The sequence below is a fragment of the Vibrio sp. dhg genome, from assembly GCF_003443775.1.
GTDB classification, from domain to species: Bacteria; Pseudomonadota; Gammaproteobacteria; order Enterobacterales; family Vibrionaceae; genus Vibrio; species Vibrio natriegens.
Window position 1 is genome coordinate 685963 of record NZ_CP028944.1, and the last position, 26403, is coordinate 712365.

The 26403-nt window shown below is 41.4% G+C and carries 18 protein-coding genes and 1 pseudogene; 10 read left to right on the plus strand and 9 right to left on the minus strand.

Annotated elements, in window-relative coordinates; all coding sequences use genetic code 11:
* The first annotated feature begins 48 nt into the window (after positions 1–48).
* The 3 genes from DBX26_RS18775 (at position 49) to DBX26_RS18785 (ending at position 4829) form a co-directional block, all read left to right on the plus strand.
* Positions 49–1806: a polysaccharide lyase family 7 protein gene (locus tag DBX26_RS18775; protein ID WP_118120558.1), complete on the plus strand. Its 1758-nt coding sequence runs from the start codon at positions 49–51 to the stop codon at positions 1804–1806.
* A gap of 57 nt (positions 1807–1863) precedes the next feature.
* The gene (locus DBX26_RS18780; protein WP_118121233.1) at positions 1864–3789 is read left to right on the plus strand and encodes a methyl-accepting chemotaxis protein; all 1926 of its coding nucleotides are present in this window, start codon (positions 1864–1866) and stop codon (positions 3787–3789) included.
* 182 nt (positions 3790–3971) lie between these two features.
* Positions 3972–4829, plus strand: coding sequence for a polysaccharide lyase family 7 protein (locus DBX26_RS18785; RefSeq protein ID WP_118120560.1), 858 nt, complete (start codon positions 3972–3974; stop codon positions 4827–4829).
* Between the two features lie 285 nt (positions 4830–5114).
* Here DBX26_RS18785 and DBX26_RS18790 read toward each other — a convergent pair whose 3' ends face one another.
* Positions 5115–6680: a polysaccharide lyase family 7 protein gene (locus tag DBX26_RS18790; RefSeq protein WP_118120562.1), complete on the minus strand. Its 1566-nt coding sequence runs from the start codon at positions 6678–6680 to the stop codon at positions 5115–5117.
* Positions 6681–6725: 45 nt separating this feature from the next.
* Positions 6726–7490 (minus strand): oligogalacturonate-specific porin KdgM family protein, encoded by a 765-nt coding sequence (locus DBX26_RS18795; protein WP_118120563.1) that lies wholly within the window; start codon positions 7488–7490, stop codon positions 6726–6728.
* A 646-nt stretch (positions 7491–8136) separates the two neighbouring features.
* Between DBX26_RS18795 and DBX26_RS18800 the strand changes: the two genes are divergently transcribed.
* Entirely contained in the window at positions 8137–9891 is a 1755-nt protein-coding gene (locus DBX26_RS18800) for a hypothetical protein (protein WP_118120564.1), read from the plus strand.
* Between the two features lie 325 nt (positions 9892–10216).
* Here the strand turns inward: DBX26_RS18800 and DBX26_RS18805 are convergent, their stop codons facing one another.
* From DBX26_RS18805 to DBX26_RS18815, 3 genes are all read right to left on the minus strand, one after another.
* On the minus strand, positions 10217–11233 hold the full coding sequence (locus tag DBX26_RS18805) for a polysaccharide lyase family 7 protein (protein WP_254063630.1): 1017 nt from the start codon (positions 11231–11233) through the stop codon (positions 10217–10219).
* 237 nt (positions 11234–11470) lie between these two features.
* The gene (locus DBX26_RS18810; RefSeq protein WP_254063632.1) at positions 11471–12760 is read right to left on the minus strand and encodes an MATE family efflux transporter; all 1290 of its coding nucleotides are present in this window, start codon (positions 12758–12760) and stop codon (positions 11471–11473) included.
* Between the two features lie 162 nt (positions 12761–12922).
* Positions 12923–13639 carry a FadR/GntR family transcriptional regulator gene (locus DBX26_RS18815; protein WP_118120567.1) on the minus strand — a complete coding sequence of 239 codons (717 nt, stop codon included), beginning with the start codon at positions 13637–13639 and terminating at the stop codon, positions 12923–12925.
* 480 nt (positions 13640–14119) lie between these two features.
* Between DBX26_RS18815 and DBX26_RS18820 the strand changes: the two genes are divergently transcribed.
* From DBX26_RS18820 to DBX26_RS18850, 6 genes are all read left to right on the plus strand, one after another.
* Positions 14120–14839, plus strand: coding sequence for a FadR/GntR family transcriptional regulator (locus DBX26_RS18820; RefSeq protein ID WP_118120568.1), 720 nt, complete (start codon positions 14120–14122; stop codon positions 14837–14839).
* Between the two features lie 145 nt (positions 14840–14984).
* Positions 14985–16847 carry a putative nucleotidyltransferase substrate binding domain-containing protein gene (locus DBX26_RS18825; RefSeq protein ID WP_118120569.1) on the plus strand — a complete coding sequence of 621 codons (1863 nt, stop codon included), beginning with the start codon at positions 14985–14987 and terminating at the stop codon, positions 16845–16847.
* On the plus strand, positions 16847–17563 hold the full coding sequence (locus tag DBX26_RS18830) for a 3'-5' exonuclease (protein ID WP_118120570.1): 717 nt from the start codon (positions 16847–16849) through the stop codon (positions 17561–17563). The genes DBX26_RS18825 and DBX26_RS18830 overlap by 1 nt, the downstream gene beginning before the upstream one ends.
* Before the next feature lie 1111 nt (positions 17564–18674).
* Positions 18675–20456: a transporter gene (locus DBX26_RS18840; RefSeq protein WP_118120572.1), complete on the plus strand. Its 1782-nt coding sequence runs from the start codon at positions 18675–18677 to the stop codon at positions 20454–20456.
* 268 nt (positions 20457–20724) lie between these two features.
* On the plus strand, positions 20725–20994 hold the full coding sequence (locus tag DBX26_RS18845; protein WP_118120573.1) for a hypothetical protein: 270 nt from the start codon (positions 20725–20727) through the stop codon (positions 20992–20994).
* A 312-nt stretch (positions 20995–21306) separates the two neighbouring features.
* Positions 21307–21798 (plus strand): VOC family protein, encoded by a 492-nt coding sequence (locus DBX26_RS18850; protein ID WP_118120574.1) that lies wholly within the window; start codon positions 21307–21309, stop codon positions 21796–21798.
* 113 nt (positions 21799–21911) lie between these two features.
* On the opposite strand, the gene DBX26_RS18855 is transcribed toward DBX26_RS18850, so the two are convergent.
* The 4 genes and pseudogenes from DBX26_RS18855 to DBX26_RS18870 all read right to left on the minus strand — a co-directional run bounded on the left by DBX26_RS18855 (position 21912) and on the right by DBX26_RS18870 (position 26393).
* Entirely contained in the window at positions 21912–22805 is an 894-nt protein-coding gene (locus DBX26_RS18855) for a LysR family transcriptional regulator (protein ID WP_118120575.1), read from the minus strand.
* A 264-nt stretch (positions 22806–23069) separates the two neighbouring features.
* Positions 23070–23352: pseudogene (locus tag DBX26_RS18860) on the minus strand (winged helix-turn-helix domain-containing protein); the annotation flags it as partial.
* Positions 23353–23358: 6 nt separating this feature from the next.
* On the minus strand, positions 23359–26046 hold the full coding sequence (locus DBX26_RS18865; RefSeq protein WP_118120577.1) for an LPD7 domain-containing protein: 2688 nt from the start codon (positions 26044–26046) through the stop codon (positions 23359–23361).
* Positions 26040–26393 carry a plasmid mobilization relaxosome protein MobC gene (locus DBX26_RS18870; RefSeq protein ID WP_118120578.1) on the minus strand — a complete coding sequence of 118 codons (354 nt, stop codon included), beginning with the start codon at positions 26391–26393 and terminating at the stop codon, positions 26040–26042. Before DBX26_RS18870 ends, DBX26_RS18865 begins: the two co-directional genes overlap by 7 nt.
* Between the last annotated feature and the right edge of the window lie 10 nt (positions 26394–26403).

Sequence of the window (26403 nt, forward strand, 5' to 3'; positions counted from 1 at the left end):
CCAATCTATTCGAACAAATAAAACAATAGCTTAAGTGATAACAATAATATGAAACTAACTGAACTTACTCTACTCAGTCTATTAGGGATCAGCTTAATCGGATGTGGCGGCAGCGGTTCTTCGTCACCTTCAACAAACTCAGAGATAACGACCCCTGATAATGATAATTACATGGTAGCGCCATACTCAATATCTAAATTTCAAAACATATTAGACAATTCAGATTTACAAGTCTCTGACCCTCGCGGTGTTGAGGGGAATAAGACCAGTGACGTGAAAAATGGCGCATTTTTTGGCTACAAAAGCGACTATTTTTATGTAGACAGTGAGACTAATTACCTCGTTTTCAAAATGTCGAATTACAAAATGCGATCTGAAGTTCGTGAACTGGAAAATTTCGACATCTCTGAGGCGGGTATAAACCGGACTCTGACCGCAGAAGTGCGTTTGCCAGAAATCGACCTCGCAATGGCTAGCTCACCTGCAGACCATGATGAAGTCACGTTTCTACAAGTTCATAACAAAGGAACGGATACATCCGGTACTAACTCCATTCCCCACCCTTTGCTGCGTGTTGTTTGGGAGCAAGAGCGAAACAGCATCACTGGACATTATTGGGCGGTCATCAAAAACAATGCGTTAGATTGTAGCCAAGCAACGGACTCCGCAGCATGTTACGCCACCTCCTATGAGCGTTATGATTTGGGTGCAGCCGATCTCAACAACTTCACTCGATTCGAAATCAAAATTGCAGAAAACACCCTGGCGATCAAAGTCGATGATGAACAAAAGGTCAACGTAGACGTCTCCTATTGGCAGCATCTTTTAAGCTACTTTAAAGCCGGTGTGTACAACCAATTTGAAAACGGGGAAGCCAAAGTCCAGTTTAAGCAATTAGCGCTCTCCAAAGCTGAACATACTGACGCACTCGCGTGGAATATCGACGATTGGAAGCTAACCATTCCAAGCAGCAAAAATAACTGGTATGGAACGGGCGGAGACAGCGCTGCCGAGTTAGAGCCTGAGCGTTGCGAATCAAGCAAGGACATTTTATCTAACGGCAGTGATGTCTATGACAGTACGGAAAAACTCTCCTATTTCAATGTGATAGATGGCAATATGCATTTTCGTGCGGATATGGGCTACGGCACCTCAACCGCTAATTCCAGCTACATCCGTTCTGAATTGCGTGAGCTATATATCAGCAATGAAACATCAGATTGTAGCACCAGCGATGAAGACACCAGTTGGTACCTCAACGACACTCGTACCCACGCAACCTCTCATACCCTTCGAGCTAAGTTGAAAATTAATGACTACCCAAATATCGACTTTAGCCTACAGCGACCGAAAGTCATATTAGGGCAAATTCATGGCTGGAAAATTAGCCAAGCTTTAGTCAAGTTACAATGGGAAGGCGACGATAAACCCGTCCGAGCCATCATCAACGACGACTATGCGTTAAACAACCAAAGTTGCACTAGCTGCAATTCGTTTAGTCTCAACCTTGGTACCTACTCCGTCCATGAGGATTGGCAATACACCATTAGAGCAGAACAAGACGGTTTATTCTTAGCTACCTATGATCACGATGGCAACAATATGGTATCGCACTCTCTACAGTGGGGAGAAGCGTATTCGAACACCACCAACGGACGTACTTATACCCTTTCACAGCGCTGGGCATCACCGGATATTGCTTTCTACTTCAAAGCAGGCATTTACCCACAATTCAAACCAAGCTCCGCTTATCAAGGTGAGCAGTTTGATGTGAGCTTCAGTGCGTTGAGTACTGAGCATTTATAAGTAGAAATTTTATATTCAAGTAACCATGTTCCCATCAACTTGCAGCGTGAAAAAATGATGAACAAGAATAAACGGACTTTCCATCTCGGGTTCAAAAGCAAACTCATTTTATTAGTCACCATCGTCAGCTCACTGTCGATGGTTGGCTCGAACTGGTTTTCTTTGGAATTGGCTAAAGAACAAGTCGAACAGAATGTATTTAGTGAAATTAAGCATTCACTCACCATCGAAGCGCAAGAAATCGAAAGCCATGTGCAGCGTACCATAGATACTGTAAACGCCGTTGCGACAGAAATATCCTCCGGTCAATTTAGCACTGAACATCAGGTATTGATGCATTATGCAGCCACTCTTGGCGGTATTGATAAAGTCGTGATCGGTTTTGATGACGGGAGAACGTATACCTCTCGCCCATCAGAATCTTTTCCAAATGGCATTGGTATTCCAGAAAAGTACAACCCAACCACCCGACCTTGGTATCAACAAGCCAAACAACAAATGGGCCTATCTTTTAGTGATATTTTTTTCACCAAAAGCACCAATACCCCGATGATGGGCGCGATGTTTGCGTACCCTAACAAGGTTATTATGGCGGACATTCGGTTTGATGAGCTGGAAAACCAACTGCTGGAACTCGAACAAATTTATCTCGCCAAAGGGATTTTAGTTGATGATCGAGGAATGATTATCGCATCGACGCTCGAGGATATTAAAGCCCAAACCGCCATGTCTGATCTGAATGCCAACATCAATGCAGACAAAGCGACTCAACAGCCAGAACAATTTATTCAGGGGACGTTAAATGGAGAAAACGTACTATTGATGGCAAAAGTCGTGAATATTGGCGCACAGAAAAAGTGGCACATGGTATCCATCATGGATCCCAAACATGCTTTATCCAAATTGGATAACGTCATGTCTCACGCTCGAACTGTGATATTTGCCACCATTATTGCGTCTATCATATTGATGATTTTCATCCTCAATAATTTATACCGACCAATCCTTTCATTGAAAAAAGTAATCAACGATCTTTCACGTGGTGACGGTGATTTAGCCCAACGCCTAAAAGAAAACTCGAATGACGATTTGGGAAAAATCGCTAGAGACATCAATATCTTTATTAGTGGTCTTCAAGAGATGATAAACGAAGTAAAACAAAAGAATGCTGAGCTCAATAATAAGGTACTGAGCATCGAAGCGAGTTGCCGTGATACTCACAACGTTTTGCAAATACACACCAATGAAACCGTCCAGGTGGTGTCCACCATTGATCAGCTTTCGCGAGCTTCAATTGAAGTCGAAAAAAATTCTCATGCGACGGCTTCTGCTGCACGCGATGCGGCTTCGTTTAGTGATGAAACTAAACAAATAAACGAAGTGACGGAAACCTACATTTCTGAACTAGAGCATCAAATTGACAGCACATCACAAGACATTATGTCCATGGATAGTGAAACCCAAGCCATTCAATCTATTGTTACTGTGATTGGTGGAATCGCCGAGCAAACAAACTTACTTGCGCTAAATGCATCAATTGAAGCTGCGCGCGCTGGTGAGCATGGCAGAGGCTTTGCTGTTGTAGCAGATGAAGTACGAGCGCTAGCGACTAGAACTCAAGAAAGCACCTCTGAAATTGATAAGGCACTCGCGAGCCTGAGAGGAAAATCAGTAGGACTGGTTGACTCCATAGATCAAACCAAATCTAACTGCGACAAAACTCGCACACAATTAGTGTTAGCAGTGAAGATGTTAAGCAAACTTAACGAGAAAATGGCTACAGTCAGTCGCTTTAATGATGACATTTCAACATCGTCAGTGGAGCAAAACACCTTAATTCAAAGCATCACAAAAAATCTCCATGAAATCGAAAATATTGTTATACAACTAAATGAACTGAGTCAGAATCAAGTCAATGAATCCCAAGATATTAAGGAGTTTAACGCTATTGTAAACTCCTTGATGAGCCGATTTAAAGTCTAACGTTCTTACTTTCCTTTCTTGAGCTCGATATCTCTTTCGGGCTCTTTCACATTACAACGTGTGATTGACAAAAACTTCTCAACCAAAGTCACAAAACCTCAATCCCAAAACACTTACCTGTAGATTTAAAGCAATCAGCACGCCTATTATTTATAATCTTGTATTACAAATAGGTGTGTTGTATGAAATTTAAATATTTGACCCTTTCAACCTTAATCGCAATGTCTTCCATTGCCTCAGCTAATGTAACCTTTACTGATCTAAACGATAAGTTAGGGCACCCAGTAGATTACCCTCAATATCAATCGGTCTTAAAAGCATCCGAGCTTCAAATTTCTGATGCTAAAGGCAAAAAGAGCAACAAAGAATATTTCGCACTCGATGGTGACTTTACAGGAATAGTGAATCCATATTTCTTTGTGGATAAACAAAGTGAAGCTCTGGTCTTTAAGATGAAAAATGATCATCTGCGCAATGAAATTCGGGTACACAAAAACTTTCGAACGGATCTCCCTAACCAATTTTATACCTTAAGCTCGGAAGTCCAGATCATCGATCCTTTGGCATCAATGAAGGATTCTGATGGTAAACAGGATGAAATTACCTTCCTGCAAGTCCACAACAAAGGGTTAGATAACGAAGGGACGCATAATGTACCTCACCCTTTACTTAGAGTCGTGTGGAAAAAAGATGCTAAGGGAGTTAAAGGGCACTATTGGGCCATCGTCAAAAACAATGCCGTGATTTGCAAAGGCTCGTTCGGGGCTAAAAATAAAGACAAACCATTTTGTAAATCCGATGCTGCCTACACGCAATACGATTTAGGTAAAGCTCCCCTCGATAAAACGACAGCATTTGATATTACAGTTGGCAACAAAATGCTAAAAATTTCTGTCGATGGAAAAACTCAGGTTGAGCATGATATAGACTATTGGCGCCACTTATTGTCTTACTTTAAAGCAGGGGTATATAACCAATTTAAAAACGGCATGAGTGAAGCTCATTTCTATAAATTAGACTTTATTGAATCTAAATCCTAATACTTTATTAAAAAAGCAGCGCTCTTGTTTGAGCGCTGCTGTAATTGCCAACACATTGACACACCTTCCATTTTTATACAATTAATCACTGTAAACCAACATATTAGCTTATTCTCTGAAATACCTGAACAGCACAGAGAAACAGACAGGGAAAGCTACTAGAGAAATAGGGACCCTATACAACAAATACACTATCAATGGTTTTCTTGTATCAGATAGAAAAAGCCCCCAGTAATCAAACTGGGGGCTCAGTAAGTCAACAGACCAAGATTAAATTACGTCAAACTAGCCTTCATATTTACCGAAAGACTGCTTTAGCTTATAGAACGTCGCTTGTGCGTAATCGTCTGGATTACCGTACATATTCTGGTTGTAAACACCAGCTTTGAAGTACATGTAGCGACCTCCTTCATCGTAGCCGCTGTCACTCATGTCAACGACTTGAACAACATCATCTTTACCATCACGTTTTACCGTAACCGTCATTGTGTTGCCTTTCACATCAATGATGTAGCTAAATTTCTCACCAAGTGCGATACCGTCTTCACCGACTTCACCAGTCATATCACCGACTAGATCGTAGTAATCCTCTGTACCGGTTTTAGTTTTCTCGTGAGCGAAGTAAACCGTACCTGTTGGTTGATCTGGTAGCTTACGGTAGTAAAGACGAATTGGCTCATCATCTTTATCATGAATTTGGCCAATAATGAAGCGACCAACCTCGTGTGACTGACCAGTGACTGTTGCGTGGTCAATCTTTAGAGTTGCTTCAAGCGTGCCATCTACCCCACCTGCTGCTTTTTGATCCTCTACTGGCGCTGAACTGAATACCCAGTTATTTGGATTCACACCTTTTGTACTGTAGGACTTCTCACCAGCACGTAGCATAGTACGTAGCTCTGTACGTGCATACTTAGTGTTTTTAGAGGTACGCGCACCTTTTACATAGCTCTTAAACACCATGCCACCGTCTTCAGAGGTGAAGAAGATATCCGGGTGTTGGAAGCCGTTTGCCATATCCCACTCATCGATATCATCAGCACGCCCGTCTTTATTATGATCAAATGGCGTCGTCAGTTTCCAGCGCGTCAGGTCAAAGTTTTGGCCCGGTGCATTTGTGGCTATTGGAGTTGCTGGCAACGTAGGGGAAGGCATCGCTTTAGTTAGGTCACACGTCACAGTCGTTTCACAAGGGCGAACAATTGGTTCTCCGAAATCACCTTTACGATTATTTTTAAGGAGATCCTTTTGCGCTTTTTCCTTAGCTTGCATTTCAGCAATCATAGTCGCTTCTGCTTTAACAACATCATCAGTAATGACATGGCTTGCTGGGCACGCATTGATTCCACAGTTAACTGCCGCTAGTTCAGTAACTGAGTTCCATTGGTTTTTGGTATTACCGTGGCCAACGTAACGCACATAACGAGCTTTTACTGCAGGCTCGAACTGGAAACGTTCTAGACCAAGAGCACGACCAGAGCTTTGTGCCCCCTCAATAACCGTCACCCAATTTTCACCATCTATGCTGAACTGAACATCAAATGACGTAACACGTTCGTTCCCCTTACTAAACGAAACTTGGATTGCATCGAACTCATAAACTGAGCCGTAATCCAACATAGCCCACTCACCGTCACCGTTCGCTGCCCAGCGAGTCATAATATCTTGGTCAAGTAAGTTCTCTGGCACATTACCATCATGGCTACTAGCCGTGATTGCAATAGGAGTCAGAATGTCAGCGCCGATTTCTTGGTTATTTGGGAATGGGTCTACCATGGTTGCTGTGCTGTTGCAGCCAACAGCAACAAGTACAGAAGAAGCTAACAAGCTCTTAAGGAAAATATGTTTCATGTGATCGTTCACCTATGATGATAATGCAAAAAACTTAAAGGCTTATTAGAAGCTGTACTTAAGACCAAGACGTGTTCTTAATTGACGGTCATCTTCTGCTGATGAGCCGTAATCAACAGTCCAAAATTCCATGTAAGGGCGGAATTTACCCATTTGGTATCCAACAATGATACCAGCATCCCATTCAGAGTCTTTTCCATCAGAAAGACGCACTTCGTCATAGTTTTTATTGTAGTTAATCTCGTAATTTAACTTAACGTTATCAAGGTACTCGTTACCAAACTGACGCATGTCGTACGAACCGGTTAGTGTCCATTTTCCTTGTTCAACGGTTTTGCCAGCAACACTAACTGAGGTTCCATCTGTTAATGTTTTATTGCCAGCGTCGTCAGTATAAACTTGGAATTCGTGACGGTAACGTAAAGCGGTACTTAAGCCAAAAGAAGTTTTGTAACCAACACGAATTTGAGGTTTGTACGTCGTTTTTTCATCACCGAATGTTAATGGCATACCCGGTTGTATAAACCATTGTTTATTAAGTTGGTAGCGTACGCCCCAGTCGAATTCAGAATCACCGGCTTCAACTTGGTCCCAAAAATTAGACTTATCATTGCTTTGAAATTTTTGCTCTACACCAAAACCCAATTGAATATCATCAGTGATTTTTTTACCTCCACCAATTTTAATGCGCTGAGCGTAAGTTTCATCTTCGTGTTTATATTCCGCTCGATAGTCTAGGGTTGCAGCAGAAGCGGCACCTGCTAACAGGGCTGACGTAACGAGTAGGGATACTTTAGTAACTGCTTTCATGATTATATCTCTCTGTATATATTTATTTCGGGATCTGGTTTTAATCCCTAGAGTTGCATTAAATGATATTGAATTAATGTATGACAAATAGTAGTCAAAGCTGGATTGTAGTTCTGTGATATCCATCATGGAAGTTATTTTTTTAGACTATTTGTATTACTATATTCCATTAACTGTTAACTAAGTCCTGTTTTTATTTATTCACCTTCATTATCTATAATGAGTGTTCAATTATTCATAAACAGAGCTTACTGTAGTTTACAAAGAGCAATTTCCACCATGCTTTCCTCTTAGCACAAAAACAATAATACACAATAAAATCAAATAGTTAACACATATCGTCGCATCAAAAATACGTGGTTTTTGGTGTTTACAATCAAAGCTACCGGCAACAATAGCCTCGGCTGTAACGGTTTATCTATGTGGTAAACAGCTGCTATATGAGTGATAACTTCGTAGCTTAATCTAGAAAATTCAACGACACCAATTCGAACATTTGTGTGATTTATTTATCAATTAAACACGCATTAGTTGAACTGAGTGTGAGTGAGATCATCCTATTGATACCTCTCCCTAGATGCTCAATTTTATTTGTCTAACAATACTACATTAATCAAACAGACATAAATCAAAGTGAGTACCTATTATGCAAATAACAAAAATTGCAGCAGCAATTGCTATTTCTACAGGCTTGTTAGCTGGATGTAATACCGATCTGAGAGACGAACCATCAACTCCTACCACTCCACCACCAGCGGAAACTGAGTCTGCATTAAGTGAGGGCATGTGGGAAATTTCAGCACCTGTATCGGCAGCCGCATCTGGTGACGAGAACGATCTACCAAACGTGTATGTTTTTAAAGACGGCACACAAAAGTACTACAACGATGACGACAACTTCGGCACCTACACGATTTACACTTCCACTTATACCGAAGACACTGACGCAGAAACACTTACTTTCAACTTTTACCGTAACTCAACCGACCTAACGGACGTGGCAGAGTTAACCGGTAGCCTCGACATTACCGATGGTGTTCTAACAATTTCAGGTACTAACGAAGGCGATCTTTCTGGTGGTGATGAATCAGAAAATGTAGACGTTACCGATGCAGTTGCAGCAGCAAACAGTGAAGCTGGCGTCAATAATATCGTACAAATTCTGGACACTAACAAAGGCGGCACAGAAGAAGATACTGGTGAGCTACGTATCAAGCTTGTGGATTCAGCCAGTGTTTCTGAAATTTTAAATGGCCGTTTGACTGTAGATTTGGCGTATCAAGAGCACGCGGATACAGTGCAAGAAGCCGATGGCTCTGGTGACAACGCTTACATCTCATTCTACGCAGAGAAAACCTCAAACTCTAACTTGCATGGCGAAGTGGCGTTTGAAAACGGAAAAATTAAATATCGTGATGCTAGCGGTAGCCTCACTGAAACGGGCGATACCTTTGAGTTAGGTGAAAACCTTAAATTAGAAGTGGCGTGGGTAGAAGACTTCTTCTCTTTCTCAGTCAACGGTCAGCAAATTGGAGATATGCTTCCTGTCGCGGATGGTACTGCAGTTACCTACATTTCACTAAGACTGGGTGACAATGGTAACACGACCAACTTCGAACTGAATGCAGATAACTTGAAAGTTTACTCTAGCGATTCTGGCACTGAAGAATTGGTTCTAGAAGAAGATTTTGACAGCTACGCTCCGGGCGTAAACCTAGCTACGGTTTACAACAGTGCTACCGCCGAAGCTACGGTAATCTCTGACGGTGAAACCAGCCCAGAAACTCCAACAGGTGACGTGACTGAGAACTTTGATTCTTACACTGTAGGTACAAACATCAGCGATGCTAACCCAAGCTGGATTGAATACAATACCGATTCAAATTCAGGACAAGATGTTGCTGAAGCAGTAGTTAGCGATGCGCAAGCAAACAGCGGTCCTAACTCGTTGTTAATTAGTGACGACCATTCATCAACCAAACCTATCGTCGCTCGTGAATTTGCAGCAGGTTCATTGACTAGCGGTAGTGTATCATTTGATGTATTTGTTCCGTCTGATAATACCAAAACCACTTACGTCAACATTGGTTCGGGTAAAAACAACTCAGACCGTTTTTACGAGCTAAGAATCTCTGGCAGCGGCAAAGTCGAAGCGGAAGCAGGTACAGATGACATCGAAATTGGCTCAATTACAACAGATTCATGGAATTCTATGTCTCTAGCGTGGGATGGTGATGACATTAGCGTGTCAATCAATGGCGCGACAGTAGACGCACCGAAACAATCTGCAACTGGTTTAGACGCAACGAATACACCATCACAGTTCACCCTTTATGTCGGTGATAACAGTGGTGTAGGTAACAAAGCTTACTTCGACAATATCGATTCAGAGCAGTTCTAACCTCTCCAAAAGCTCCACAGCATCAAACCAGACTTTCGGGTCTGGTTTTTTCTTTTCCTCCTACCATCTTCCTGTTCCGACTGCCTCTTTTAAGTTCAAAGCCAATCGCTTAGTCGCCATAAAAATAGCCTAATATAAGACTTGGAAAGCCGTAGCAAGGCCTATGGTAAAGTCTATCCAGAACTGACCAGAAACCTTGGTTTAGAAATGCCTAAATACCCGTAAGATATCAGGCATGAAAGATTAAAAAAGCCCCACTAGAGTAGCGAGGCTTAGATTGACGTTAAATTATTTTACGGGGTGACTGCTTTACGGATTAATCGCTTTACTTGCCGTTTAGCTTAAGCTTAGAAAACGTCACGCTGCTGTAGTCACCGTTTTTCTTATCGATAGCAAAATCGCCAGTACCCGCACAGCCAGTTCCCCATACTGGATGAGATTCACTTACGCTACATTGACCATAAGCACCTGCTTTGAAGTAAAACATGTCTTCCGCGTAACCGTGTTCGAAGTCTTTGTCATCCACACCTTTACTCAGGTCGATAGCGTAAGTCACGGTGTCGTGACGTGCTGTTTCAAACGTCAGGTTCATCATTGTACCGACTACTTCTATCTTGTAGCTAAACTCTTCACCTAAAGCGATACCAGCTTTGCCCGGCTCGTCATGGTTGTCCCATGTATTGCCCCAAACTGGATAAGCAATATCAATACGATTTGGATCATTTTTCGCTAGGTTGCGCTCGTAGTTCCAGAATACTGAACCCATTTCATGACCTGGGAACTTCTTATAGAAGATCTTGATAGGTTCGTTACCATGGCCATAACCTTTACCTTCTTTGATTCGTGCATCAATTTTTTTCGCATGAATCTGGCCAACAACAACAGAGTGAGCTGGTCCTTTCTCTGGGAATTTAGCGTGCTCAGACACGTGATCAACTTTTAAAGTGGCTTCTAACACACCGCCAACATGGCTGTGCTCGGCTGCTTTAGGGTGGCTAGACAGAGCCCAATGGTTTTGTAGATCATCGGTATTGATAGAGAAGTCTGCACCACGAGGCATTTCACGTAGCTCAGAGCGTGCATTCTTTGAGTTCTTTGTCGTTACCGCTTTATTGTGAACTTCAAAAACTAAGTTCCCCTCTTCATTTAGAAAAAAGAAATCCTTGTGAGAATAGCTCAGCATCGCAACTCCCTCAATTTCATCTACTTTCCCATCTTCGTTGATGTCAGAAGGGATAGTGATTTTCCAGTTTCTCATGTCGAACTTATCAGCTGGAACTGGGTAATCGATGCCATTATTTAAGTCAGAAGCAATTGCGAATGTAGGCAGAGCTAAAGCCATTGCGGCGATTAGTACGTTGTGTTTCATCGTCAAACCTTACTATATGTAATATTGTCATACATATAGTAAGGAAAGTGGAAAACTATGCGAGCGAATATGTCACGATGTGTTTTACCGATCACAATTTATAAGAAGCTTCTACAACATCTGTGATCTTGCTTAATTTCTTAAGAAAAAGGAACTTAGAAAGAGTAGGTAGAAACCTTCTGTAAAGTTCTACCTAAATGGAAAAGTTGATTAATCGTACATAAGCTTATCTGCATTTTTCAGGTCAAACTCATTTAACGCTTTACGAGCTAAATGCCTGAATGGCCATGCTTTAACAACTTCTTCAAAAGGCATCACAGCAAACGCCCAGAAAATAGAAAGATCCAAATATAAGATCGCCCACGCACACAGTGGGATAGATATAATCCATTGGCCCGTGAAGTTTATCTTAAAGACTTCCGTTGTTTTCCCAAGTGCTCTTAATATATGGCCATGCACTGTGTTGTAGCCTCTTACAACGGGAAGAAATATGTACAAAGGCGCAATGGCAGAAAGCGCTAAATAAGTATCTGGAGCTAAATCTGGGTATAAATCTGATAATACAAAGCTCAGCGCAAAAAATAACACCGCAGATACAATTGAAATCATCACTGCCATATCAATACTGATATCGACATTCTTGCGCAGTTCGTCCATTTGCCGGGAGCCAATCGCCTGACTGATGGTAATTGCTGAAGAATGTGCCCAAGCAGTAATAAATTGTGTTCCGGCTTTAACCCACGGCATTACAATTGTCATCGCCACGTAGGCATTAAGAGTAAGCTGTGAGTACAGCAACATATAAATCGTGGCGCCCGTTTGCAACATAGTCACATTTGCGGCAACAGGGAGTATTTCTTTAAAGTGATTAAGAATATTACTCTTAAGTGAAGCATCGAGGCTCTTCATCGACAAAACAATGGAATCATCAACTTTGATACACATTGTCAGATACAAAAGTCGTAAAGCAATAGCAACTAAACTGCCAGCCGCTGCACCTTGCACGCCGATTCCTTCAAAGCTTAAGAGCCCATGAATAAGCACATAAGACATGGCGACATTAATAGGGAGCTCGATCAGGTATCCTTTGAAAGGGACTTTAGTTCTCCCCATTGCGTTAAAGAGCGCGATCATCATCTGTGTAATAGCGTTAAATATGATGATGTACTTCGCTACTCCAATATATCGCTGAGTTTCTGCATAAAGCGATTTATTATCAGTTAAGTAGCTTATCAGTACTTCGTCAAAAGCAGCTAGTAATGTCCAGAAAATTATCGCGACACAAACGTTGATGCTTAAACCAGCCCAGAATCCTTTGTTTAAAGAGAATCTCTTCCCCGAGCCTACCGCGCGACTTAGAACCAGCTGAGAGCCATTGGCCAAGGCCATTTGAATTCCCAAAACAAACGAAATAACCGTAGTCGCGATACCCATTGCAGCAAGCGACACTTCACCAAGTGGAGTAACAAGAAAAGTATCAATCATTAACATTGACTGCATGAGTAATGCGTTAAGTGCTAGCGGCCAGGCAAGTGATAAATTTTTTCTAATATAAGACTGAGAAGACATTATTGAGCCTTAGGAGAGAGTTCAATACAAGGATTTTTGTCGCTTTTAAACTTCACGTTTTTATAAGCAATACGATGTTTAAATTGGTTTATTTTATCCATTGACTACTTTAGAGAGTTTCTGGTTTTCATCATTTAACAGTATTTGCGAAGCCAAACGAGCTTGAAATTGATTACCTGCCATAATGGCATCATAAATAGAACGGTGCTCATTTAGGCAAAACCTCCCCCCCTCCACTGATTCATCAATAAACAGCTTAAAAATGGTGGAAAGGATATTGCTGAAAGGGATATAGAAATGATTCCGAGTACAAAGGAATATCGTTTGATGGAACAGGTGATCATTCATTATCCAGTCTTCGTAATCATGGCGATTAGCCGCCATAGACATACGCTGAAAAATTACTGACAACTCTTTTCTTTGTTCTGCGCTTGCATTGTTTGCAGCCAACGCACAAGCTTCAGGTTCAATCGCTTTTCTTAAACCTAAGAACTGAGATAAGAATGGCTTGGTGTCCTCTAAATCTTGAATCCATTCTAAAAGCTGAGGATCAAGAAAGTGCCAGTAATTTCTCGGAAGTACTGTTGTACCTACTTTCGGTTTGGATAGAATTAACCCTTTTGCAGAAAGCAGTTTGGTCGATTCGCGTAAAGCGGTACGACTCACTCCGAATAATTTACATAACTCCATTTCACTCGGGAGTTTTTCATTCTGACGCAGTTCTTCCGACAATATTTTACGAGCAATCTGTCTAGCCACTTGTACATGTATCTTGTGGTTAGAATTCCCTACAAGAGCAAACTCTGCCATTTGCGCTCCTCATTGCAATGCACTTAAATCATTCACGACTAATATGGATAAAATTTAAAAAGACCAGACGACACTGGCATTTTAAGGTCAGATATTCGTCGTTTGGAACGAAATTGTTCAGTAGTGCGGTTTAAATGCCGCACTACCAATAAATAATACAATAACATTATATCTAGTGAAAGCACTTATGCTTTTAGTTTCTTTACTCGAAAACAAATTTGGCATATTCACTTAAAGTTTGTGTGACTTATCACTATCATCGATTTTTTGTAACGGCATTGTTCTAAAGAGTTGGAAAGTAGTTACGCATTGGCAAAAATCTTAATCATAAAGAAATAAAGAGCTAACAATGACGTTATAAATAGTACAGTTTCATATGTGAGCCCCTCTACTATTATGTCAACATCTGCTTGGTGAGCTACACTAGGAGTGTTATAGTGCTACTTAAATAATACATATTTAACCAAATTAAGTGATTTTATGTCTGGCGAATTTCATTCTATTTCAGGTTCTAAACGAAGCCTTCACGTGCAAGTAGCTCGCGAAATTGCGCGTAGCATTTTGTCAGGTAAGATTCCTCAAGGATCTATCCTTCCAGGAGAGATGGCACTTTGTGAGCAGTTTGGTATAAGCCGCACTGCATTACGCGAGGCTGTAAAACTATTAACCTCTAAAGGTTTATTAGAGTCACGTCCGAAGGTTGGAACTCGAGTGATAAACCGTGCGTACTGGAATTTCTTAGATCCACAATTAATAGAATGGATGGATGGCCTCACAGAGATCGATCAATTCTGCCACCAGTTTTTAGGTTTACGACGTGCGATAGAACCAGAGGCATGTGCTCTCGCAGCAAAGAATGCAACGGCTGAGCAACGAATCCAACTTTCTGAAGCTTTTCAAGATATGTTAGAAGTTGCTAAAGAAGACGAATTGGATAAAAAACGTTGGATGGATGTCGATATCCGTTTTCATAGCATCATTTTTAACTCAACTGGAAACGACTTTTTCTTGCCGTTTGGCCATGTTCTAACAACGATGTTTATTAACTTTATTGCTCATTCCTCTGAAGAAGGTAATACATGTATCAATGAACACCGTGATATTTACGAAGCAATTATGGCTGGCAATGCGGATAAAGCTCGTCAAGCATCAGCTAACCACTTACTTGAGTCAAAACATCGACTACCTGTTGCAAGCTAAACATTGAGTTCAATAAATATCTTGTAAAGCACGCATTAACGCGTGCTTTTTTATTGCTACTCGAAACTAATTTCCATTTATGGATGATACCTTCCCAATATTTTGATATATAGTAATACAAATTAACTTTCGATAGTGTTGTAGTATGACCGACTCATTGCTTCCCAACATCCTACAGTTCATCAGTCAGATAGACCCATTTGACAAAATTCCTAAAACAGCGCTTCGTGAACTGGCGTCTCACGTTCAGATTACTTATCTCAGTAAAGGTGAAGTCGTTGATCAGGGAACTTCCAAACGTGAAAAATCGCTTTATATCATTCGAACTGGGTCAATCGAACAACGCAAATCTGACGGTGTACTGAGAGCCAAACTAGGCCCAGAAGATCTATTTGGATTTACCTTTTTAGGCAATGAAGTAGAAAACGGAAAAGAATACCAAGCGATTGCTATAGAACATTCACTGGTTTACGTGATACCTAACTCAGCACTTCAAAAGCTTTGTACCGCCTGCCCTGAATGCGCAGAGCACTTTGCATCTCAAGCCCAAGTTAGATTGAAATCAGCATTGGATGTCGTCTGGTCCAATAAAGAAAAAGGGCTATTTATTCGCCGGGTTGAAGATATAGCCAGCGGTCGAGTGGCTATTGTCACCGCAGATCAATCTATCCAAGCAGTGGCGAACGAGATGTTAGATAAGTGTTCTCCCTGTGCAGTTGTGTACCAAAACGATAAAATTGCAGGCCTAATTACTGACCGGGATATGACCAAACGAGTCATTGCGAAAGGTTTAAGTATTGCCAATCCAATTTCTGAAGTAATGTCACCAGATCCCCAAACTATTCATCCTGAGGATCTAGTGCTGCATGCTGCCTCTATTATGATGCAACATAACATACGAAATCTGCCGCTTGTAAAAGACAATAAGGTTGTTGGCGTTTTAACAACAACACACTTAGTTCAGAATCATCGTGTTCAGGCGATATTTCTAATCGAAAAAATTAAGTATGCCGGCAGTGTAAAGGCACTTTCTAGTTTCACTTCAGAACGCCAAGCCATATTTGAAGCTTTAGTTGAGGGACGTGTTTCACCAGAAATCATTGGAAAAGTGATGACAATGATTATGGACGCTTATACCCGTCGCTTAATAGAAATTGCCATTGATAAGTTAGGTACTCCACCCTGTGATTTCTCTTGGATTGTGGCAGGTTCTCATGCCCGTAATGAAGTACACATGTTATCTGATCAAGACAGTGCAATCGTGTTAGAAGAAAAAGCAACAGATAACGATCGCATCTATTTCAAACATCTCGCCATGATGGTGAGTAATGGTTTGGACAAATGTGATTATCCGTTATGCCCAGGCAAGTTCATGGCCGCTACCCCTAAGTGGTGCCAAACACTGACTGTGTGGAAAAAATACTATAAGAAGTGGGTAGCCAGCCCGGAGTATGAAAGACTACTCAATATTAGTGTCTTTTTAGAAATTCGTACCGTATACGGAAACAAAGAGTTTGAACGTATATTACGTGATGAATTGCACTCAAATATTAGAGGGAACCGAGAGTTTCTTTCTATGCTAGTTAATGATGCAGTAAATACGAACCCGCCACTGGGTATTTTTAACAGCTTGGTATTGCAAAAATCCGGTGAAGACAAAAAAACACTAGATATAAAAAAATATGCAATCACTCTAATCATTGATCTAGCTCGGATCTATGGTCTGGCCGTAGAGTGCGATCTTACAGCCACTGACGAACGATTTAAGGCTGCTAATGAAAAAGGCATGTTAAGCGATGATTCCTATAAGAACATTACCAATGCATACCAGTTCATCCTTTCGTTCCGATTTGCACACCAATTGGACGCTTTAAAGAATGGCAAAGAACCTAATAACCAAATCGATCCAAATTCGTTTGGTAGCTTTGAGCGTAAACACTTAAAAGATGCATTTCGTATCATTGCCGATTTACAAGAAGCAGCAAAAGTTCGCTTTGGGAGTCGTTAATGAAACGTTTAGTTGAATACCTCCACCCTTTTGAGCGAATGAATCGTAAACGAGTCAGTTACGCTAAAAAACGAGGACTCCCTACATATCTAAAGAATCTATTACGTTCCCCACAATTACCCGTAAGCCAACTTGCTTCGGAGACACAATTTGTTGTTTTGGATTTAGAAACTACAGGTCTAGATAGTGAAGAAGAAGTGATTTTGTCGATTGGTTGGGTTGAAGTTAAACACGGCCACATTGACTTATCTACAAGTAAGCACATGTACGTTCACAGCGACTCAAAAATTAAGCCAGAAACCGCTGTAGTTAATCATATTACGCAACAAATGCTCGCCGATGGTGTTTCTATCCATGAAGCGATGAGGTCATTCTTTAAAGTGGCAGAAGGAAAACTGATTGTTGCTCACGGTTGCTTGGTCGAAGCAAACTTCATCAACCAGTATCTGCTAAACGTATTCAACATCGATACACCTCCTCTGCTTTGGATTGACACATTATGTATTGAAAAGCGGTTACAAAAAGCGATCAACTCCCCTGATGAATATGATGTGACACTATCCGCGACAAGAGCACGTTATGGACTACCTGCATACAACGGTCATAACGCACTGGCAGACGCAGTTGCCACCGCTGAATTATTACTCGCTCAACAAACCCGCATAACTCCTCAAGCCAAGACGACGATAGGTACCCTTTACCGTCTGAGTATTTAAACCACAAAGTATTCTGTTATGAAAAATTCTGATGTTTCTACCGCGATCTTTCTTTTGATCTCGGGAACCTGATTGCGCCGCTCTCAGATATCTCTCTGAAAATATTTGGGGGCGGCGTTTTTCAAGGTAGTTGTCATCATTTACTTGCTTATTAAGCAGCTTCTCTTTCTGGATTTAGATGTACTTCACCAATTGGCTACGTTTAGAGAAACGTCAACGCCGTTTGGCGTTCTCGGTCGACGAGATACCAGGTCTCAATACCTCAGCCTTTATAATCCTAATGGCCCTCCCGATGAAGCCAATATATTTCAAAAAGATGTCGCAAAGAAAAATAGGCAAACATGAGAGCATCTTAGAAAGTTAACTGTACATACAAGATAACCAGCACTATCACTATCACTATCACTATCAATCTTAAAGCTGCAATATCGTGACACTGTTAACACTTTTAATTAACCCCACCCTCCCTTATTTGTATTACAATAGCATTGTTTTTAAGCATTGTTATGTAAAGAATCACTACTCATGCAGCTAAGAAGCATTTGATAGCAGTTCGACATGATGCCCTAAACGAAGATTTGTTGCTCCTAGACAAATCAGCACTTTATTGAGCTTAGTTTTATTGGGTTTGCAATTATTGTCGAAGATCTTACAGTGAATCGTGAGCAGCCACGTTAACCAATGCACCCTCGAGTATTGTCTAGCGATACCCAAAACCACGTTTCACTGCTCTATTGCCAACCAGCAGAGCCATTGGCTCAAACGGTACCCATGCCGTTTTCGCCCACACAAGCAGCTTGTGTGGGCTTTTTTTTACAAGACGTCGATAGTTCCTTAAAAACCCTAAATTTTTACGACTTTTCTGAGCACATTCGATTAGGTTAAAAACCAATCACTAGGTTCTAGCTCACTCAAAAAACTCTTTACCCACTTGTAACTAAGGCTCCATTGAAAAATCAAGACTCAATATCTGACGATGATCACTTGTATGATTAATTAAACCACTTATTCCGTATTACTGGTCACGATTTTGACTTATTGTACTACAATTAAAGCGAGCGGTAGTTACTATTAGCACACAGACATTAAACAACTATCAAAAGGTCTAAAGATGGAACTCAATACTATTATTGTAGGCATCTACTTTCTATTCTTAATCGCAATAGGTTGGATGTTCAGAACTTTTACAAGTACCACTAGTGACTACTTCCGAGGCGGCGGTAATATGCTTTGGTGGATGGTGGGTGCAACTGCATTTATGACGCAGTTCTCCGCTTGGACATTTACTGGTGCGGCAGGTAAAGCATATAACGACGGTTTCGCGGTCGCTATAATCTTCCTGGCAAACGCATTTGGTTACTTCATGAACTTTGCGTACTTTGCTCCTAAGTTTCGCCAACTACGTGTTGTAACGGTAATCGAAGCAATCCGCATGCGTTTTGGTACTACGAACGAACAAGTATTTACTTGGTCCTCTATGCCAAACAGTGTTGTTTCAGCAGGTGTATGGCTAAACGCTTTGGCTATCATCGCATCTGGAATTTTCGGTTTCGACATGACAGCAACTATCTGGATTACAGGTTTGGTTGTTCTTGCTATGTCAGTTACTGGTGGCTCATGGGCAGTAATTGCCTCTGATTTTATGCAGATGGTCATCATCATGGCAGTAACCGTTACCTGTGCTGTCGTTGCAGTAGTTCAAGGCGGTGGTGTTGGTGAAATCATTTCAAACTTCCCTGTAGCAGAAGGCGGTTCTTTTGTAGCGGGTAACAACCTAAACTACCTTAGCATTTTCAGCATCTGGGCATTCTTTATCTTTGTTAAGCAGTTCTCTATTACTAACAATATGCTGAACTCTTACCGTTACCTTGCAGCAAAAGACTCAAAGAATGCGAAAAAAGCAGCGTTGCTTGCATGTGTTCTAATGCTAGGTGGTGTATTTATTTGGTTTATGCCGTCTTGGTACATTGCAGGCCAAGGTGTCGATTTAGCCGCAGCATACCCAGAAGCGGGCAGCAAAGCCGGTGACTTCGCATACCTTTACTTTGTAGAACAATACATGCCAGCTGGTATGGTCGGTTTGTTAGTTGCCGCTATGTTTGCAGCAACAATGTCATCAATGGATTCTGGTCTTAACCGTAACTCAGGTATCTTTGTTAAGAACTTCTACGAACCCGTTATACGTAAAGGCCAGGCATCTGAGAAAGAGCTGGTTACTGTATCTAAAGTCACCTCAGCTGTTTTTGGTATCGCAATCATCTTAATCGCGCAGTTCATCAACTCTCTGAAAGGTTTGAGCCTGTTCGACACAATGATGTATGTCGGTGCGCTTATCGGCTTCCCAATGACAATTCCAGCATTCTTAGGCTTCTTTATTAAGAAGACTCCAGATTGGGCTGGTTGGGGTACTCTGATTGTAGGTGGTATCGTGTCTTATGTTGTTGGCTTCATTATCACAGCTGACATGGTGTCTTCAACTTTCGGTCTTGAAGAGTTAACTAAGCGTGAATGGTCTGATATTAAAGTAGCTCTTGGTCTAGTAGGACACATTGTTCTGACTGGTGGCTTCTTCATCCTGTCGACTATTTTCTACAAACCTCTAACTGAGAAGCGTCAAGCTGATGTAGACAAGTTCTTTGACAACCTAGCAACGCCTCTTGTAGCAGAATCTGTCGCACAGAAGAAACTCGATAACAAACAGCGTCAAATGTTGGGCAAACTGATCGCGGTAGCAGGTTTAGGTGTTATGTTTATGGCCCTACTACCTAACCCATTGTGGGGTCGCTTAGTCTTCATCCTATGTGGCGCGATTGTTGGTGGTGTTGGTCTACTACTTGTTAAGGCTGTCGATTCAAGCGCTGAGCAAGCATCTGAACCAGTGACAGAAAGCTAATCCTTTAATTATAAATAACGCGGCCACTCTTTGGCCGCGTTTTTTAATTCTACATTCCCAGTACAAATACTTCCCTCTTTCTAATAGTTCAAACATTTCTCCGAATATGCACCATCACCTCGTTTAGGGTCATTGAATGGCCACTAAAATCAGAACCAAGACTAAACGTAAAGCTACGTAAACCTTATTCAAAAAAATGTAAAGAGCAGTGCCCTTTCATCGATTGAAACTATTCTTAATTTGTAGACTGAATATGAGGAGGTCTAAGATGAAAGGAATAATTTTACTCAGTACATGTCTATTCACACTATCAGCTTATGCATCAACGGATGCTTCAAACTTAAGCGGAGTGGATTTATGCAAGCAATATGGTAGTGACTTAGCTTGGAACTATACAGCAGGGCAATCAGAGTTTTTGCAGCAAGTAGTATCTAGAACCCAAAATGGCTCGTGGTCTATTAGTACAGAAGAGTGCAATGAGTATATCCAAGCAGCAAGACACAACGCCAATTTTGAGATTGCAGATATGTTAGAGTGACTAACCAGATGACGGAGTCAAAGATAGATTGAAATAATCTATTGTTCACTTGAAGAGAGCTGCGCTATGCAGCTCTTTTTAATTTTGGATGTACTTAAAGTACCTTTCAAGCCCATTAGTCACCGTCAAAGAATTAGATGTCCTATAAAAATAGTACACTTCTAATGCAGAGATATCTTACATTTCACGTTTTAGTATAATTTAAAATTATCATTTTAATAACTATTGATAATTTAATTTAATTTATATACATCCATATACTCCCATCTATCGAAACGATCGTTACAAAATTGAAGGTATTGGGAACAAATTATGAAAATGAATCACGTAGGTATCATGGTTGGTGATATGGACAAAGCGGTTGAGTTCTATACTAAAGCGCTAGGACTTCGTATTGTAATGAACAACACTAAAGTGATTGAAGAACGGGAGTCTGCAATTGGCCGTATGTGCATTGCGGTATTCGGTGAAGGGTTTAAAGGCTTTAACATCGCTCACCTGGTAACGACAGATGGTATAGGTGTTGAACTGTTTGAGATGAAAGATCGTCAAGAACGTCATGAAGTAGAATTCTCTCGCCTAGGTATATTCCACTTCTGCTTACAGCTACCAAAAGAACAGTTTGATACCGCAATCAAGCGTGTTGAAGAGTATGGCGGTAAAGTCCGTATGGACATCATGCGTTACCATCCAGAAGACGAGCTAAAACAAGCACAGATGGTTTATCTGGAAGACCCATTTGGCAACCTGTTTGAGTTCTACTCACACTCTTACGAAGACACTTACGCTTCAGACTATGAATAATTAAATACGTAAAGCAAAAGGTTGGCTCTGATGCCAACCTTTTTGTATTCATTCCTAGGTCAGATATAGGGCCAAAAAGCTAATATCTTCTGAATAGTTGTTCTTAACTCACATCAACCTATATCAAAAGAGTTCTCGATAACTCTAATGATCTGTTCATAACGCCTAGCCAGTGGTGAATTAAGTTTGCTAACCAAGTACACAGGCTCCTGTATCTCTGCGGTAATATTGAATATTTTTAGCTGTTCTTTGGCTGTGAACAGGTTGACGCACCATCGAGGCACCACCGTAAAACCGATACCCTTAGCTATAGGAACCAATATTTGATGCACTTGGTTAATATAGCTTTGTGTCGAAACATCCTCTAAATCGACCAAACGAAGCAAATCATTATTCGCTTGATCAACATAAGTTTGGAAATAGTGAGCCAAATCTGGATGACGGACGACTCCCAACTCCATTAACATTTCATTTATCGGCAAGCTTTCGTCTGCGGAAAGCGGCAGCACAAGAGCAAGGTACTCCGCACCAACAATACGGCTCGCGAAATATTTAGGGTTAGGCTCTTTTGTCACTAGACCTATATCCAATTTCCCCTGCAGTATCTGCTCAAATATACGTTGGTTTGGTGTTGCTTCTAACTCAATGGATAAGTCTGGATAACTCGCTTGCAAAGAAAGTAATTCTGAATAAATCAACCAAGCGAAAGTTCCCGAACAGCCAATAGTACAGCGGCCTCGGAAAGGTTCGTCGTGTGCTAAATTCTGTAATAACTCAAACTCTTCTTCAAAGTGTTTGACAGCATAGTCGTAAACTTTACGCCCGTAGATGGTTAACTCAAACTTCTTGTTAAATCTCTTTATCAGAGGATAACCGCACGCAGCTTCTAGTTTATTTATGTGCTGGCTTACCCCAGGTTGCGTCATGTGGAGCAACTCGGCCGTTTTGGTGAAGTGCCCAACATCGACCAATGTTTTAAAAGTGTTAAGCCAAATAGGATTGAGCATTAATAGAAACCAATAGTTATTAATATATACATTTTTAATAATCGATTATTATACATAACAAAACCACTTGTGTAGCTAACTCGCAGGAAAAATATCCCAAATGGTGATTTGGAAACATAAAGTTTAAGTTGCTGCAAACTTACTTTAAGGCAGCTTTCAGTTGCACTGCCCTAACTAGTGCTAAGGCAGTACAAGGGTTGTAGTTACTCTATTAAGTAACAGTATGCAACAGGCTATCAATTTTCAATGCCCCTTACAGATCTAACCGTAAATCAATTTAGTCGATTGAGTTGGATGAACGACATTCATAAATAACACGAAACATCACTCAGTTTTAGGGCTTGGTAATTCTCAACACAACCTGTTGTTGCTCGAAGTTAAGCTTTCGAGGAACACCTTGGATGTTTTTGTATGAGAATCCATTGTGATGTAACCGTTGGTTCATGTCCGCAACGGTATAGCGAATACCAAACTCAGCTTCTACATAAACGACAATTTGGTGGGTATGAAAGTAAATTTTCCCAGCCAAATTCTCGATGATCTGCATAAGTCACTATTTCATGTAACGGCTTTGGTGTTCATCCTTTCTTTCAATAACATTAGCTTGAGCATCATACGTTTTAGGCACAGGCTGAACACCCTCCGCTTTCTTTTGGTCTATCAACCCAAACTGCACTTCTTTGATAGTGTAGTGTTTTAAGAAAGCATCTTTCTTCATAATTTTCTCAACCGCAGATTGCTCAAAGCGATTTGGCGATTCACCGTTGATCGTCACTTTCAGCATACCGCTGAGCTTATCCCACTGATAATTCACATCGTACTTAGCAGGTTTAAGCACTTCTTCTCTTTGCTGCGTGGTCAGTGCCCCATTATCCGTTCGCTCTTTACGATCAGATGCCGTTTCATTTTTCGAGCGAGCGCTGTCCATCGCTGCAACGGTTGAATCCCGTTTCAGCTCTTCCTTACGACGAACAAACTCCGCTTCTACCTTCTTATCAGCAAACACGATGTTTAAATCCTTACTCACCGCCACATCGATCACTTGTTGTTTGAACTCTTTTGTCCCATTGATTTTCACCACCCCAAACTTTTCTGCGGCGAGCGTGAGCGCCGCTGCGGTATGGTTGATGTCAGCTTGTTTGTTGTGCATGACGATTTTCTCGCCGTCATCACGAAACAGCTTGTCACCTGTATTCTTATCTGAGAAATAAACATACTTTTTCGAATCATTCTTGCTCGCGACCAGGTCATTCATGGTCAACGTGATCTGCGCTGCTGTCTCCCTCGCCTTCATGATGCGCTTAGCGCTTTCTACTGCACTAAAGCTCTCGTTGGCTGAATGAATAGCGTTGTCTTTTGATTCTGGTGCGCGGTAGCGCTCTAGTTCGTTCAATGACATAGTTAACTCTCCAATGTACTCTTTGCGTTGCAAGTGTTTGAGCAATCGGATGGACTCATCAAGCGGGTTCTTTCTCCTCCAACTCTGAGTGATTCTATTGCTAACAAACACGATGGAATTAACGGCTTGCTGCTCTTGGCGAGCACGTTGCTGTTGCGCAAGTTGCTGCCTCTGCTGGCCGTACACGTTCTTTAAGATTTCTTTGGTTTCATCCCAACTCAGCCCCAAGTGCTTGGTGCAAAAATCGCTAACGTTATAAGCTCGCGTTTCGGCTTTGATACGCACTGAGCCATCTTTGGCTTTGAAGTGGCGGTACTGGTCTTTAACCAAACCGTGAGAAACAGCTAGGTGGTTAAGTAGGTTCTCGGCCTTTAGGTTTTGCCTGATAGTGCGAAAACGACCTATCTCGTTTTGCTCTTGTTGACTTTCTTGGTAGGCGTCGAACAGTTGCGTCACGTAACTCTCGCTGTGTTGCGCCTTGGCTTTAAGTCGATTAACGGTAGCAAGTGTCGCGTTAGGTGAAGACTTTCGGTAAACAGAAAGGCGAACTAGTCGTCTGCGAGGTTCATAGCCAGTCCGTCGCAGTTCAGGACTTCGACGGGTTGGTTGGATTTCCAAATGATTCGATGCATTAACATGCAATAGTTCTGTAGCACTAGCTCGCCGTTCTCGTCCTGCTGGAGCCACATTGAGTTGGGACACACTTGGCAAGCCGTTGGGGAGATCGGTAAATCCTCTTGGGATGCCTCGTTCAAGACCAGGCTCTCTACCACGCGTCCGTCTGCTCGTTGGAATATTCCGCTGACTTGCTCCGTTTCGCTCTGAAAGTCGGGTTCCGCTGCTAAGGTCATATTGTCGGTAGTATCGTTCTCGTTGCTCATTTAAAAACTCTCCTTTCAGTTGAGTTGGTAGCGCCTTGTATTGCTCACGCAATTTAGGAGAAGCTGAATGAATGTACTTCACCTCATGAGATTTACTGCTCGTCCACTCTTCAACCAAGCGCTTGACTTTCTTCTCGCTAGGCTTTTCCCGTTTTAAGATCCGGTTCTGAATAAAGTCGGGACGAAAACAATTGTCCGTCAGACGGACATTGCGCGTTGAACCATGAGGTTTTACTTTTAGGTATTCGTCAGGCTTTCCGGCTTTACCAACCGACACTTCTCCATACCTGGTCAGTTCTTCTTTGAACGTGGCCATGCTGGTGATGTTTTTCTCTTGAATAACGTCAAACAGCTCGGACTTTAGCTTGGCGTTTTCGCCTTTGAAGTTATCGCCTTTGTAACGCGCCAATAGCTCTGATTGGTCAATGTTAAATACGCGTTGATTGTCAAATGGCGATACCAATTTAAACTTTGAATTAATACGTTCTTGAATAGCGTCAAAATATTCTAAGTTTGTTTTGTAAAATCCATAAGGATTAAGGTTTTTATCATTTAGTAGGTTTTTCTTAGGTATTACAACGTGAACGTGAGGAAAACGTTCAACCACTTCCCCTGTACTCTTATTTTCGTAAGACTTTATTTTTGGGATATGTATTTCAGCGTAAATATTAAACTCTTCGTCTTTGAACGCAGACATAATGTTTCGCTTATATTCCTCATACACATCCCTAATTATTCCTTCGGAGATATCTCTTTCAGCAAAACTAAAAGTAACATGAAAATAATTATCTGGTTTATCTGTTTTTTCCATGGTTTTAATGATGGTGTCGGTAAGCGATAAATCACCGTCAATACAAATACGTTTATCTAATTGGTCACGGTGCATTTCTCTCTCAGATTTCATGCCATCACGCAAATATTCAGCGATACCACTTTTACCACCGCGAACGCGAACTAACACTTGTCCATCCCTTTTTCAAAAGCAGAACGAACGCCAATCAGTTCATTCAAAACCTTCACGTAGTTCCGCTCGCTTACCACCTCGCCACGGTAGGCTTGATTGAGCTTTTTGGCGATTTGGTTAATGTTATTCGAGGTCTTATTGGCGAGGAAAACTATGCGCTTTTGTGCGTCAGTCTCTTTGGTTGACCCACTCACTTCCACCATATTTTTCTCGTTCGACAAAATAACTTTTCGAAAAAGCTCCGCTTTTTTAATATCAAAGTTCTCTATGATGGTTTTAAACGGATCATATTCAGAAGGTGTCAGCCTCGTTTGAATATGAATAGTGGCACTTTCTTTTTCCATAAATAAACTC